Below are 13,829 nucleotides of genomic sequence, written 5' to 3'. Positions count from 1 at the left end.
GAAGTACCTCCCAGCCTTCGGCGGGAGGTACTTCCACGGCCGCACTCCCAAATCGCCCAAGTACGTTCAGCAGGAGGCCGACCCGGGCCCACGCCCACACCGGGGCCGCCACCCAGCCGCAAGGCTGGGTGGTGGCCCCGGTGTGGTGGCCCCGGTGTGGTGGCCCCGGTGTGGTGGCCCCGGTGTGGTGGCCCCGGTGTGGTGGCCCCGGTGTGGTGGCCCCGGTGTGGTGGCCCCGGTGTGGTGGCCCCGGTGTGGTGGCTGGGGGAGCTGGGCGCTGGTCCGACGCGCATGACCAGGCAGGCCCCCAGCCGGTCACCGCGCCCGGGGCCGGGGTGGCAGGCGTTGCTCGAACCAGACCACCTTGCCGCCGCCCAGGCGGGTGGAGCCCCAGGAGTCGGCGCACTTGGCGACCAGTTCCAGGCCGCGGCCGCGCTCCTCGTCGGGGCCGGCCTTGCGGCGGCGGGGGAGCTGGGCGCTGTCGTCGCCGACCTCGCAGCGCAGGACCGAGGTGCGGACCAGGCGCAGCGTGACCGGCTTCTTGGCGTGCTGGACCGCGTTGGTGACCAGCTCGCTGACCATCAGTTCGGTGTTCTCCGCCAGTTCGTCCAGCCCCCAGCGGCGCAGCGCGTGCCCGGCCAGCCGGCGGGCCCGCCCCGGGGTCTCGTTGCGCGGCTGGAGGTACCAGTAGGCGACGTCGTTCGCCGGGATCCCGTCGAAGGCGGCGGCGAGCAGCGCGATGTCGTCGCCCCGGTCGCCGGGCGGCAGGATCCGCAGCGCCTCGTGGCAGAGCTGCTCGGGGGAGTGCTGGTGCACCCCGGAGAGCCGCTCGCGCAGCCGCTCCAGGCCGGCGGAGAGCGGGCGGCGGCGGGTCTCCACCAGTCCGTCGGTGAAGAGCAGCAGCGCGGAGCCGGGCGGCGCGTCCAGCTCCTGGGAGGCGAAGTCCACCCCGCCGACCCCGATCGGCGCGCCCGCCGGGAGCTGTTCGAGCAACTCGGCCCGTCCGTCCGGGTGGATCAGCGCGGGCGGCATGTGGCCGGCGTTGGCCACCACGATCCGGTTGGCGATCGGGTCGTAGACCGCGAACACGCAGGTGGCCAGGTGCTGTTCGCGGCCCAGCCGCTGGGCCTGCTCGTCCAGGTGGTAGAGCACCTCGTGCGGCGGCAGGTCGAGCGCGGCCAGGGTCTGCGCACTGGTCCGCAGCTGGCCCATCACCGCGGCCGAGGTGAGCGAGTGGCCCATCACGTCGCCGACGATCAGCGCGACCCGGTTGCCCGGCAGCGGGACCGCGTCGTACCAGTCGCCGCCGACCTGGGAGTCGGCCTCGCCCGGCAGGTAGCGGTGGGCCAGCCGCACGCCGTGCGGCTGCGGCAGTTCGTCCGGCAGCATGCTGCGCTGCAGCTTGCCGGCGATCTCCGACTCCCGGGTGTAGCGCTGGGCGGTGTCGATCGCCAGGCCGGCCAGCGTGGCCAGGTGGGCGGCGGTCTGGGTGTCGGCGGGGTCGAACCGGGCCGGCTCCTTGGTGTGGTCGCCGTGCCGGGTGTGCGCGTGCAGCAGGTGGTAGTCGTCGTCCGGCTTGCCGGGCCGGCGGACCAGCACCAGCAGCCCGAGCATCGAGTCGGCCCGCCGCGCCCGCGGTCCGCCGGTCCGCGCCGGCCCGCCCTTCTCCCGGCCGCGCAGCGGGAGGGCGAGCAGCGCGGTGCCGTGGGCCAGTCCGGCCAGCGCGCGGGCGCCGTACAGCTCGGCGAAGAGCGGCCGCAGCCGTTCGCCCTCGGCGGTGCCGAGCACCACCGGGCCGGCTGGCGACGCCTCGCGCAGCGCCCGTTCCAGCGCTCCGCCGGGCCGCGCGCCGACCACCCGGCGGCCGCCGCCGAGCCGGGTGCCCTCGGACCGGTGCAGCCGCAGCCGCAGCGGGCCGGAGCGGTCACGCCCGGGCGCCGGGACGCTGCCCGGGGCGCGCTCGATCAGGTGGACGAGGGCGGCGTCGGCCAGCGCCGGGACCAGCACCTTGACCAGGCTGCGCACGGTCGCGGCCGGGTCCAGGCTGGTGTTGATCCGCCGGGTGGCCTCGTTGAGGTAGCCGAGTCGTTCGGTGACGGCCTGCCGCACCCGCAGGTGCAGGGGTGGCGGCGGCGCGCCGGTGCCGGCGGCGGGCTGCCCGGGCGGCGGACGGCGCTGGGCCGGCACGGCGGGCGGCTGGCCGGCCTGGGGGGAGGGAAGGTCGCGCACGGCTGCCGTTCTTACTGGTCGGATCTGGTGGAGCTGAGGCGGGCGGGTAGGTCGGGCTCTCGAACGGACGGGTCGGGCTCTCGGAACGGGTGGGTGGGGCTCTGGGAAACGGATGGGTCGGGCTCTCGGAACGGGTGGCTGGGTGTTCGGGCGGGCTGCTGCCGGCGGGTCGACCGTGGCCGGGCCGTTCGGCGGTTCAGCCGGCCCGGCGACAGTGCAGGAAGAGCTGTTCCTCCGGTGGCAGGGTGGTGCAGGCGGGCGCGTACGGGCGGCCGCTCAGCGCCTCGACGGTGAAGCCGGCCTGCCGCAGCACCTCGGTGAGCTCCTCGCGGAGGAACCCGCTGATCCGGATCTCCTGACCCAGGAAGCGCAGCGGGTAGTCGTCCAGGTCGGCCTCGACCAGGCCGAGCGCCAGCAGCCCGCCGGGGCGCAGCAGGGTCCGGATCCGGCGCAGGGCCACCCGGATCTCCTGCTGCGGCAGCAGGATCAGCGAGAAGAACGCGGCGGCCCCGGCGAACCGGCCGGCCCCGGCCGGGCCCAGCTCGGGCAGGCCCCAGGCGGTCTCGGCGCGGGGCGTGGCCAGGTCGTACAGGTCCATCCGGTGGTAGGCGGTCGCGCCGGGCGCCCGCCGCCGGGCCAGCGAGAGCATGCCGTCGGACAGGTCGATCGCGGTCACCGCCAGCCCGCCCTCGACGAGCTGGCGCAGCGTCGGATCGCCGGCGCCGCAGCCGATGTCCAGCACCGGCGCACCCGGCGGAAGCTCACTCAGCAGTCGGTGGCCGGCGGCGAGCTGGCCGTGCTTGGCGGGAAAGGCCTCGCAGTAGCGGGCACCGATGGCGTCGAACGCCACCGCCTGCAGTGCGCGCTCCGCACTGCGGCAGGCCGGGGCAGGCCCGGCGGTCCCACCCCGGGCGGGGTCCGATATCTGTCCCGTCGTCACGATTGAGAGGCACCTTTCCCGCCTGCCACCCCGGCCGCCGCGCCGCGCGCCCGCCCGGTGTGCCGCGTGTCCCGCCCTACGCCGCCTGTCGAGCCCTCCGACCACTCCGTCCCCGGGACCGTGCCGTCCCGCCGGGGCACGCCCACCCATCGCGCGTGCCACCTGGCCTCTGAGAATATGCGTGATCACCGCGCTATGGAGTCCGTTTCCGGCCAACTCATGCGGACGGGGATCAAACCGCCTGGCCGACGGAAGCATCGCGGGGCGGACCGGGGTGGTGCGAGCCGGTGCCGCGCGCCCGCCGAGCGCGCCGGCTGCCGCGAAACCCGGTGGACGATCCGACGGTATGCCTGGGACGGTGGAGCCGGGCGGAAGGCCTGGTTCCGGTGCGCGCGACGGGCGTTTATCGAACGTCAATCGCGAACTGTCAGAGTCTTCTCAGCGCCGGGGAAGCGCGACAGAGGTGCTCCCGCAGCCGGGGGGCTGCGGGGTCACCTCGTCCCGGGGGGGATGGGGACGCTTCCCGCACAACGGGGGGACACCGGGGTGAACGGGGGAGCAGGGCACGGGGGCCCTGCTTGGGGGGAACCCCGGTGACTACGGCGCGTCGTTGGAAGAAGGCTCGGTGTGCTGGTCATCGATGAGGCTCCGCACGGCGTTGGCCTCCGGCACACCGAGCCGCGTGAAGATCCCATGTGCCTCGGCCAGCACGGCCAGCCCCCGTTCGGGCTGGCCCAGCCGCAGCAGCGCCTCGCCGAGCGCGGCGTTGGCCAGGCCCTGGCAGTAGGCGGTGTCCATCTCCTGAGCGATGGTCAGCGCCTCCTCCGCCGCCAGCGCCGCCTCCTTCACCTGGTCGTCGGCGAGCAGGCAGCCGGCCAGCCGGGCGAGCGAGAGGCCCTCCCAGACCGGCTGCTGCTGGTCCTGGTAGAGCTGGTGCGCCTCGCGCAGCTGGGTGGCGGCCTCGGCCGGCGAACCGGTGCTGCGCAGCACGACGCCGAGCTGGTACAGGGTGTCGGCCAGGCAGCGCACGTTGCCCGAGGAGCGGGCGGTGGCCACTGCCTCCGTCGCCGAGCCGACGGCCGCGTCCCAGTTCTCCAGCTTGAGGTGGACCCGCGCGATGTTGCCCTGGATCCGGGCGGCGCTGCCCATCGCGGCCAGCGTGGTCGACAGGTCGCGCGCCTCCTCGAGGAAGGGCAACGCCTCGGCCGGGCGGCTGGCGGTCAGCACGCTGCCGAGCGCGCTGCTGGCCGCCGACCGCAGACCCGGTGCCTGGGTCCCCACATGGGCCAGGCAGTTCCGGAAGGACTGCTCGGCCTCCCGGTAGTCACCGGTCAGGTAGGCGAAGAAGGCGACCGTGTAGTGGACCCGGGCGAGCGCCTCGTGGTCCTGGCACTCGGCGGAGGCGCGCTCGGCCACCGCGAGGGTGCGCCGGATCCGCTGCGCGTGGTTGGGCTCCTCCGCCACCGTGTTCAGGACCACCAGCAGGTCGATCGCCAGCCGGCGCAGCTCCATCGGTCCGTCGATGGCGTCCTCGATCGCGCCGAGGATCAGCGCCAGCTCGGAGCGCAGCCAGCCGCGGGCCGAGTCCGGTCCGTTCACCTGGTCGCCCGGGTGGGTCACCACCTGGAGCGGCTCGATCTGCTGGTCGTCCGGCTCCAGGATCTGCGCGACGTTGCGGACGGTGGCGACCAGCATGGCGTGCAGCCGCAGCAGCGCCGCCTGGCTGTCCGCCAGGTCGCCGACCTTCTCCCGCTGCTTCTGCGCGAACAGCCGCAGCAGGTCGTGGTAGCGGTACCGGCCCGGGGTGAAGCACTCCAGCATGTTGGCCTCGACCAGCGCCTCGGCCACCTCCTCGGCCTCGTCCTGCGAGGTGCCGAGCAGTGCGGCGACGGCCGACAGCGGCAGGTCGGGGCAGTCGACCAGGGCGAGCAGCCGGAAGGCCCGGGCCTCGGCGGGCTTCAGCTGCCCGTAACCGAGCCCGAGGGTGGTCTCCACCGCCAGGTTGCCCAGCTGCAGTTCGTCGAGCCGGCGCCGCTGGTCCGCTAACCGCCGGGCCAGGTCGGCGACCGACCAGCGCGGCCGGCTGGCCAGCCGGGCGGCGGCGATCCGGACCGCGAGCGGCAGGAAGCCGCAGGAGGTCACCACGGCGAGCGCCGCCTCCGGCTCCGCCTCGATCCGGTGCCGGCCGGCGATCGCGCCGAACAGCTCCAGGGCCTCCTCGGGGGTGAGCTCCTCCACGTCGAACAGGTGGGCGCCGGGGATGCCGGCGAGTCTCGAGCGGCTGGTCGCCAGCACCGCGCAGCCCGCGACCCCGGGGATCAGCGGCATGATCTGCTGCGCGTCGTGGGCGTTGTCCAGCATGATCAGCATCCGCCGGTCGGCGAGCGTCGAGCGGTACATCGCCACCCGCTGCTCGAAGGACTCCGGCGCCTCGGTGATCCCGAGGGCGAACAGGAAGTCGCCCAGCACGACGGCCGGGTCGGTGGGCTTGGCGCTGACCCCGCGCAGGTCCACGTAGAGCTGCCCGTCCGGGAACTCGGTGCGCACGCTGTGCGCCACGTGCACGGCGAGCGTGGTCTTGCCGACCCCACCGATCCCGGCCAGCGAGGTCACCACCACCGCCTGGCCGGAGGCGCCGCGCAGCACCTCCCGCAGGTCCTGCACCAGCCCGTTGCGCCCGCTGAAGTCGGAGACGTCGGCGGGCAGCTGGGCGGGAGGCGCCAGTGGCGCGCTCTCCACAGTCGGAACTCGCAATTCCGGTGCGGAATTCAGCAATGTCGGATCCGCGGAGAGGATCCGCGAGTGCATGGCCGCCAGTGCGGCTCCGGGTTCGACGCCGAGTTCGTCGATCAGCAGTTTCCGGGTCGCCGCGTACACGCTGAGCGCGTCGGCCTGCCGACCGCAGCGATAAAGCGCGAGCATCAGCAGTTCGCGAAGCCGCTCGTGCAGCGGATGCGCGGCGGTCAGGTTGGTCAGTTCGGTGACGATTTCCGCGTGCAGGTCGATTTCGAGCGCGACCGTGCAGCGTTCCTCGCGGGTCGCCAGCTGCCGGTCCAGCAGGCGCTGGCGCTGGGTCTCGGTGTACGGCCCCGGGAGGCCGGCCAGCGGTTGGCCGCTCCACATCGCGAGTGCGGAGGTCAGCAGCTGGTAGGCGGTCTCCGGCTGCCCGGACTGGCGGGCGCTGCCGGCCTTGGCCACCTGGGCGTCGAAGACCGCGAGATCGAGCGCTTCGTCCGGAATGTGCAGTGCATATCCGTCCCGCACGGAAACCAGCAGTTCGGCGGGCTTGCGCACCGCTCGTCCCGGTTCGACCACCGAGCGCAGGCGGGAGACGTAGGTGCGCAGCGCGGCCACGGCCTGCGGCGGCGGGCGGTCGCCCCAGAGACCGTCCACCAGCTCCTGGGTGGTCACCGGCCGCCCGTGGTGCAGCAGGAGGGCGGTCAGGACGGCCTGTTGCTGCGGCGATCCCAGCGCGAGGGGTTGCTCGTCGCGCCAGGCCTGGACGGGTCCGAGCACCTGGAAGCGCAGCACGGCATTGTGCGGCGTCGCCTGAAGCTCCATGAGGGTCCCCCGATGGCCTGTTACTTCGAACCTCGAAGTGGTGCCCCCCATGCTCCGGCTGTATTGCCCGGTCAGGAAGGGCAAAACGGGCAGATTGTTCAGCTGGGGGGCTGTTTATAAGACATTTAACGACCCCTACGATACTGTCCCCACGCCGCGGCCAGACCGACCGGGGCGGTTCAGCACTGTCATCCGAGAGGTGGTTCGGCGATGGCCGATTCCGGGACCCCGAGCGAGCTCACTACGGCGACCGACGAGGCCGATGCGACCCTGACGGAGGCCGTCCAGGCGGGGCAGGTGGCCGCCGACCAGGTGTCCAGCCCCTCCGAGCCGGACGGCACCATCATCAACACCCACAGCTCCCCCCAGCCTGACGGCGTCATCATCAACACCCACTGACACGCTGTTCAGCGAGGTCGAGTTTGGCCTGATTGCATCGCGTACATGTCCTGCGGCACTACGCGCGGAGAGCCCCCGGGAACGTTCCCGGGGGCTTCGTGCCGTCCACGGCCGGGTCAGCCGGGTCAGATGACCGTGATCCCGAACTGCCAGGGGGCGACCGCCGGGTCGTCCACGCTGGTCACGGTGACCTTGCCGTCGGTCAGCTCGCCGGGCGGGGTCCCGTTCTCGACCACGACCGGGATCAGGACGGTGGCCGTCCGCCCGTCGCGCAGGCCGGCCGGGAACTGGCAACTGACGCTGTGGCCGCCCATGCCGGGCCGGCAGTCGGTCGGGAAGAACGGCTCGGCCGCGTAGCTGCCCAGCGGCAGCTCGATGTCCACGGTGATCGGGTTGGCCGTGGGCTCGGGGCCGTCGTTGCCGATGACGGTGTGCAGCTCGGTCCGCTCACCGGCCCGGACGGGCGTGGAGTTGACCTCGAACACTTCGAGCTTCGAGCGCGACGGCGCTGCGGCACCCGCGGTGCCCAGTGGTGCCAGGGTCAGCAGCCCCGTGACGGCCGCCACCAGCAGGCGGCGCGAACGGGGGCGGAGGGTGCTGCGGATCATCCGGTACCTGCCTTGCGGTCGCGGTGCGGTGGTCGGAGCCGGTGGCGCCCCGTCATCTGACCCCCATGATCCGCAATCCCGCGGCGGGGAGCCGGTGCACCCGCCCAGGACAACCCCAATGGACCAGCCGCCTCCCCGGATGCACCCGCGCGCCGGGCGGCCGGGCCGTTCGCGTGCGACGCTGCTGACGAACCCGCGATGCCGCACTCCCGAGGAGCACTCAGATGACCATCGCCGTGGGCAAACTCTCCGACCCCACCGTGCGTGCCGTGGTGACCGCGATCAACGCGGGCGACCGCGCCGCGTTCAGCGAGCTGCTGGCTCCGGACGCCACGATGTCGGACGACGGCTCGGACCGCGACCTGACGGACTGGACCGAGCGGGAGATCTTCTCCAGCCACGGCCACATGGACGTGGAGCGGGAGTCCGACGGCGGGCGGGGGCTGGTCGCCAGCTTCCGCAACGACACCTGGGGCGAGATGCGCACCGCCTGGCACTTCGAGGTCGAGCACGGCAAGGTCACCCGGTTCGAGACCGGCCAGGCGTGACGTCAGGCCCGACATGGCGGTGCCCCGGGGCGCAGCGCACCCCGGGGCACCGTCATGCGGGTCCGTCAGGAACGGACCCGGATGCTGGTGATCAGCGGGCCGTCGGTGACCTCCGCGAAGAAGTCGTTGCCCTTGTCGTCCACCACGATGAAGGCCGGGAAGTCCTCGACCTCGATCCGCCAGACCGCCTCCATGCCCAGCTCGGCGTACTCCAGCACCTCGACCTTCTTGATGCAGTCCTGGGCCAGTCGGGCCGCCGGGCCGCCGATCGAGCCGAGGTAGAAGCCGCCGTGGGTGGCGCAGGCCTGGGTGACCTGCTTGGAGCGGTTGCCCTTGGCCAGCATCACCATCGAGCCGCCGGCCGCCTGGAACTGGTCGACGTAGGAGTCCATCCGGCCCGCGGTGGTGGGGCCGAAGGAGCCGGAGGCGAAGCCCTCGGGGGTCTTGGCCGGGCCGGCGTAGTAGACCGGGTGGTCCTTGAGGTACTGCGGCATGCCCTCGCCGGCGTCGAGCCGCTCCTTGATCTTGGCGTGCGCGATGTCGCGGGCCACCACCAGGGTGCCGGTGAGCGAGAGCCGGGTCTTCACCGGGTGCTTGGACAGCTCGGTGCGGATGTCCGACATCGGCTGGTTGAGGTCGATCCGGACGACGTCGTCGTCCAGGTGCTCGTCGGTGGTCTCCGGCAGGTACTTGGCCGGGTCGGTCTCCAGCTGCTCCAGGAAGACGCCCTCGGCGGTGATCTTGCCGAGCGCCTGGCGGTCGGCCGAGCAGGAGACGGCCATCGCGACCGGCAGCGAGGCGCCGTGCCGCGGCAGGCGGATCACCCGCACGTCGTGGCAGAAGTACTTGCCGCCGAACTGGGCGCCGATCCCGATCTTCTGGGTCAGCTCGAAGACCTTCTGCTCCAGCTCCAGGTCGCGGAAGCCGTGGCCGGTCGCGGCGTCGCCGGAGGTGGGCAGCTGGTCCAGGTAGTGCGCGGAGGCGTACTTGGCGGTCTTCAGCGCGAACTCGGCGCTGGTGCCGCCGACCACGATGGCCAGGTGGTAGGGCGGGCAGGCGGCCGTGCCGAGCGAGCGGATCTTCTGCTCCAGGAAGGCGAGCATGCTCTTCTCGTTGAGGATCGCCTTGGTCTCCTGGTACAGGTACGACTTGTTGGCGCTGCCGCCGCCCTTGGCCATGAAGAGGAACTTGTAGGCGTCGCCGTCGGTCGCGTACAGCTCGATCTGCGCCGGCAGGTTGGAGCCGGTGTTCTTCTCGTCCCACATGGTCAGCGGGGCCATCTGCGAGTAGCGCAGGTTCAGCTTGGTGTAGGCGTCGAAGACGCCGCGGGCGATGGCCGCCTCGTCGCCGCCCTCGGTCAGCACGTGCTGGCCGCGCTTGCCCATCACGATCGCGGTGCCGGTGTCCTGGCACATCGGCAGGATGCCGCCGGCCGAGATGTTGACGTTCTTCAGCAGGTCCAGCGCCACGAAGCGGTCGTTCGGGCTGGCCTCCGGGTCGTCCAGGATCCGGCGCAGCTGGGCCAGGTGGGCCGGGCGCAGGTAGTGCGAGATGTCGTGCATCGCCTCGGCGGTGAGCAGCCGCAGGGCCTCCGGCTCGACCTGCAGGAAGCGTCGCCCGCCCGCCTCGAAGGTGCTGACGCCCTCGGAGGTCAGCTTCCGGTACGGGGTGGGGTCGGCCCCGATCGGGAGGAGGTCGGAGTAGGCGAAGTCGGGCGTGGGTGCCATGCGAGGTCCTTCACGGATCGGTGGTGCTGCGTCGGCGAAGCGCCTTCCAGGTTAGATCCACCGGTGGTCCGCGCAGCGGCCGGGTGAGTCAGGGGTGACCGGGGTCACGTCGACCCTGAGAGCGGCGGCGCCGACCCGGAGAGCACCCGGAGACGACCCTGAGACTCCTCGTTCCGGCGCGGCCCAGCCCCTACGCTGGGCGACGTGGAGAACTCGCCGTCATCCCAGCCGTCCGACCAGCCGTCCGACCAGCCGTCCGACCAGCCGTCCGACCGGCCCGACGCCGCCCAGTCCGCCGACGCCGCCCAGTCCGCCGACGCCGCCCAGCCCGGTGTCGAGCCCACCGCGACCCCGCCCGCCGAGGCCCCGCACCCGGCAACCCCGCCCGCCGACGCCCCGCCCGCCGAGGCCCCGCACCCCGTCCCGCTGCACAAGGCGGACCCCGCGCCCGCCGGCCACCGGCAGGCCCGGGTCGCCGAGGCCGAGCTGCGCGCCTCCGACGCCGACCGCGAGCGGGTCGCCGAGCTGCTGCGCGACGCCTACGCCGAGGGCCGGCTGACCGTGGACGAGCACGCCGAGCGGATCGAGGCGGCCTATGGCGCCAAGACGCTGGGCGAGCTGACCGTGCTCACCCGCGACCTGCCGGCCCACGACGCGGCCGCCCCGCGCCCCGCGCAGCCCACGGCCGCCCCGCTGCCGCCGGCCCGCAGCGAGCCGGCCAATGCGGTGGCGATCTTCGGCGGCGCGCAGCGCAAGGGCCGCTGGCTGGTCGGCTCGCACGTGCGGGCCACCGCGATCTTCGGCGGCATCGAGCTGGACCTGACGGACGCGGTCTTCGAGTCGCCAGAGGTGCTGATCGAGATCACCTCGGTCTTCGGCGGCGTCTCGATCCGGGTGCCGGAGAACGTCACCCTGGTCGGCGGCGGTGTCGGCGTGTTCGGCGGCTTCGACGTGCGCGAGCAGATCGCGGCCGACCCGTACGCACCGGTGGTGCGGGTGAAGGGGGCGGCGATCTTCGGTGGGGTCGACGCCAAGCCGCGCCGGGGCAAGAAGATCAAGGACTGGGTGCGCAAGCAGCTGGACGGCTGAGCGGAACCTCACGTTCCGTCAACTGTCCTCCCGGCACTACAGATTGGATCGAGTGCAGGCAGTGGCCGGGTGAACACGGTGTGCATGAACCGGGATTGCGCGGGGTAATTCCTCGGGCACATCGTTTCTTGAACGGCTGCGGTCAGACGGCGTCGTACGGGACTCAGGGGCGGCAGCCGGGCAGTGACGCGTGCCTTTCCCGAGTTGTGTCAGGAGTCGCCGTGCTGCACCCGATCGAGCCCAGCACCACCGACCCCGCCCTCGCCGCCGCGGTGCGGCGCGGGCGCGGGAGCGCCCAGCTGAGTGCCCCGGAGCGCGTGCGGCTCGACCAATTCGATGAGAACCCCTGGCTGGAGGAGAACCCCTGGCACACCGGCGCGGCCTGCCGCCGCGACGAGGCCGCGCTCTTCTTCGCCCCGTCCAAGGAGCCCACCGCCGCCCGGCTGGCCCGGGAGCAGCACGCCAAGCAGGTCTGCGCCGGCTGCCCGGTGCTGCTCTCCTGTCGGGAGCACGCGCTGGCCCAGCCGGAGCCGTACGGAGTCTGGGGCGGGCTGACCGCGGCCGAGCGGCGGGTGGTGCTGGCCCGACGACGACGCCGCGAGGTCGAGCTGCGGGCCGAGGCCCAACTGGCGCAGCGGGTGCCACGGCGGCGGATAGCGGGCTGAGCACCGCCGAGGGCCGGGCACGCATCGCGTGCCCGGCCCTCGGCGGTGCTGCTCCGGTCGGTCAGTTCGCCCGGTCGAAGTCGATCGCGCTGTAGGCACGCAGCTTGGACAGCTTGTGCACCGAGTCGATCTGGCGGATCGTGCCGCTCTTCGAGCGCATCACCAGCGAGCTGGTGGTGGCGGTCTCCTGGCGGTAGTGCACCCCGCGCAGCAGCTCGCCGTCGGTGATGCCGGTGGCGACGAAGAACACGTTCTCGCCGCTGACCAGGTCGTTGGTGGTGAGCACCCGGTCCAGGTCGTGGCCGGCGTCCAGCGCGCGCTGCTTCTCGGCCTCGTCCTTGGGCCACAGGCGGCCCTGGATCACGCCGCCCATGCACTTCATGGCGCAGGCCGCGATGATCCCCTCGGGGGTGCCGCCGACGCCCATCAGCAGGTCGACGCCGGTGCCCTCGCGGGCGGTCATGATCGCGCCCGCCACGTCACCGTCCGAGATGAACTTGATCCGGGCGCCCGCCTCGCGGACCTCACGGACCAGCTTCTCGTGCCGCGGGCGGTCCAGGATCATCACGGTGACGTCCTCGACCGAGCTGCCCTTGGCCTTGGCGACCCGGCGGATGTTGACCGCCGCCGGGGCGGTGATGTCCACGAAGTCGGCGGCCTCGGGGCCGGCCACCAGCTTGTCCATGTAGAAGACGGCGCTGGGGTCGAACATGGTGCCGCGGTCGGCCACCGCCAGGACGGCCACCGCGTTGTTCATGCCCTTGGCGGTCAGCGTGGTGCCGTCCACCGGGTCCACGGCGACGTCGCACTCGGCGCCGGTGCCGTCGCCGACCCGCTCGCCGTTGTAGAGCATCGGGGCTTCGTCCTTCTCGCCTTCCCCGATGACGACGACGCCGTTCATCGAGACGGTCGAGACCAGGGTGCGCATGGCCTTCACGGCGGCGCCGTCGGCGCCGTTCTTGTCGCCGCGGCCGACCCAGCGGCCGGCCGCCATGGCCGCCGCCTCGGTCACCCGGACGAGCTCGAGTGCCAGGTTGCGGTCGGGAGCCTCCGGGGCCACCTCCAGCGAACGCGGCAGGTGGGAGGGGTGCTGCGTGGTCATCGTCGTTACCTCTCTGTACGCGACGGCCAGTGAGCGATCGACTACTGTCTGGTCGAGCGCTGCGATGAGGGTCCCCCGATCGTATCTGTGGATGGGATGACTGTCTGTGGCGCGGGTCCCGCCGACCTGGGGTTCTGCGTCGTTATGGGGCTGTTTGGGCCGCGCGAGCACCCCCCGTGCGTTAAGTCCGCGGGCGCATGGGTCACCATGTGGGGGTGGCAGCAGGCAACAAGCGTGGGCGGCAGACCGTCCGGGACATGATCCTCTCGATGATCGCCGTGATGGGCGTGGCGATGGTCGCGTACCTCACCATCCCGCACAGCAACGAGGGCGACCCGGTGCGCGTCGTCGACTACAGCGCGGCCCTGGCCTCGGCCAAGCGTGCGGCGCCGTACCCGGTCCTGGCGCCCGAGGGGCTCTCCGCGCAGTGGCGGGCCACCTCGGTCAGCTACCAGGTGGACCCGGACGGCCACGCCGGCTGGCACCTGGGCTTCGTCACCCCGGCGGGCAAGTACGCCTCGGTGGAGCAGAGCAACGAGCCCAAGGCCGACCTGTTGAAGACCGTCGTCGCGGGCTACGCGCCGGACGGCAGCGCGACCATCGCCGGCCAGGACTGGTCCCGCTACCAGGGCGACACCTACCGGGGGCTGACCGTCGCCACCGGCCAGGCCACCACGCTGATCGCCGGCAGCGCCTCCTACCAGGAGCTCGACCAGCTGGCGCAGGCGCTGAAGTAGCGGCGCTCCGCAACCGCAGACGGCTCGGGCCCGGGGGGGGGACTTTGGTTTTGTTCCCAGGTCCTTTTTCTTCCCCCCCCCCCCCCCCCCCCCCCCCCCCGCCCCCCCCCCCCCCCCCCCCCCCCCCCCCCCCCCCCCCCCCCCCCCCCCCCCCCCCCCCCCCCCCCCCCCCCCCCCCCCCCCCCCCCCCCCCCCCCCCCCCCCCCCCCCCCCCCCCCCCCCCC

At 73.1% G+C, this 13,829-nt stretch carries 11 protein-coding genes; 5 read left to right on the top strand and 6 right to left on the bottom strand.

Annotated elements, in window-relative coordinates:
* Positions 1-315: 315 nt before the first annotated feature.
* The 3 genes from ACQRUO_RS34290 to ACQRUO_RS34280 all read right to left on the bottom strand — a co-directional run bounded on the left by ACQRUO_RS34290 (position 316) and on the right by ACQRUO_RS34280 (position 6,730).
* Positions 316-2,229, bottom strand: a complete 1,914-nt coding sequence (locus ACQRUO_RS34290) for an ATP-binding SpoIIE family protein phosphatase (RefSeq protein WP_428320060.1) — start codon at positions 2,227-2,229, stop codon at positions 316-318.
* A gap of 196 nt (positions 2,230-2,425) precedes the next feature.
* Positions 2,426-3,088 carry a class I SAM-dependent methyltransferase gene (locus ACQRUO_RS34285; protein ID WP_428320062.1) on the bottom strand — a complete coding sequence of 221 codons (663 nt, stop codon included), beginning with the start codon at positions 3,086-3,088 and terminating at the stop codon, positions 2,426-2,428.
* 678 nt (positions 3,089-3,766) lie between these two features.
* Positions 3,767-6,730, bottom strand: a complete 2,964-nt coding sequence (locus tag ACQRUO_RS34280; protein WP_428320059.1) for an AfsR/SARP family transcriptional regulator — start codon at positions 6,728-6,730, stop codon at positions 3,767-3,769.
* Positions 6,731-6,940: 210 nt separating this feature from the next.
* Between ACQRUO_RS34280 and ACQRUO_RS34275 the strand changes: the two genes are divergently transcribed.
* The gene (locus ACQRUO_RS34275; protein WP_428320058.1) at positions 6,941-7,129 is read left to right on the top strand and encodes a hypothetical protein; all 189 of its coding nucleotides are present in this window, start codon (positions 6,941-6,943) and stop codon (positions 7,127-7,129) included.
* A gap of 125 nt (positions 7,130-7,254) precedes the next feature.
* On the opposite strand, the gene ACQRUO_RS34270 is transcribed toward ACQRUO_RS34275, so the two are convergent.
* Complete coding sequence (locus ACQRUO_RS34270) at positions 7,255-7,737, bottom strand: hypothetical protein (RefSeq protein WP_428320057.1); 483 nt, start codon at positions 7,735-7,737, stop codon at positions 7,255-7,257.
* Positions 7,738-7,961: 224 nt separating this feature from the next.
* Between ACQRUO_RS34270 and ACQRUO_RS34265 the strand changes: the two genes are divergently transcribed.
* Positions 7,962-8,285, top strand: a complete 324-nt coding sequence (locus ACQRUO_RS34265; RefSeq protein ID WP_428320056.1) for a nuclear transport factor 2 family protein — start codon at positions 7,962-7,964, stop codon at positions 8,283-8,285.
* 65 nt (positions 8,286-8,350) lie between these two features.
* On the opposite strand, the gene ACQRUO_RS34260 is transcribed toward ACQRUO_RS34265, so the two are convergent.
* Positions 8,351-10,012 (bottom strand): fumarate hydratase, encoded by a 1,662-nt coding sequence (locus tag ACQRUO_RS34260; RefSeq protein ID WP_428320055.1) that lies wholly within the window; start codon positions 10,010-10,012, stop codon positions 8,351-8,353.
* A gap of 204 nt (positions 10,013-10,216) precedes the next feature.
* Here ACQRUO_RS34260 and ACQRUO_RS34255 point away from each other — a divergent pair, with 204 nt between their 5' ends.
* Positions 10,217-11,101, top strand: a complete 885-nt coding sequence (locus ACQRUO_RS34255; RefSeq protein WP_428320054.1) for a DUF1707 domain-containing protein — start codon at positions 10,217-10,219, stop codon at positions 11,099-11,101.
* A gap of 299 nt (positions 11,102-11,400) precedes the next feature.
* Positions 11,401-11,766 carry a WhiB family transcriptional regulator gene (locus ACQRUO_RS34250; RefSeq protein ID WP_428320061.1) on the top strand — a complete coding sequence of 122 codons (366 nt, stop codon included), beginning with the start codon at positions 11,401-11,403 and terminating at the stop codon, positions 11,764-11,766.
* Positions 11,767-11,827: 61 nt separating this feature from the next.
* Here ACQRUO_RS34250 and glpX read toward each other — a convergent pair whose 3' ends face one another.
* The gene (glpX, locus tag ACQRUO_RS34245) at positions 11,828-12,868 is read right to left on the bottom strand and encodes a class II fructose-bisphosphatase (protein WP_428320053.1); all 1,041 of its coding nucleotides are present in this window, start codon (positions 12,866-12,868) and stop codon (positions 11,828-11,830) included.
* Between the two features lie 215 nt (positions 12,869-13,083).
* Here glpX and ACQRUO_RS34240 point away from each other — a divergent pair, with 215 nt between their 5' ends.
* Positions 13,084-13,605 (top strand): DUF4245 domain-containing protein, encoded by a 522-nt coding sequence (locus tag ACQRUO_RS34240; RefSeq protein ID WP_428320052.1) that lies wholly within the window; start codon positions 13,084-13,086, stop codon positions 13,603-13,605.
* The last annotated feature ends 224 nt before the right edge of the window (positions 13,606-13,829 follow it).

It is taken from the genome of Kitasatospora sp. LaBMicrA B282 (genome assembly GCF_050325825.1).
In the GTDB taxonomy this organism is placed as follows: Bacteria; Actinomycetota; Actinomycetes; order Streptomycetales; family Streptomycetaceae; genus Kitasatospora.
This window is presented reverse-complemented; position numbering and strand designations above follow the sequence as displayed.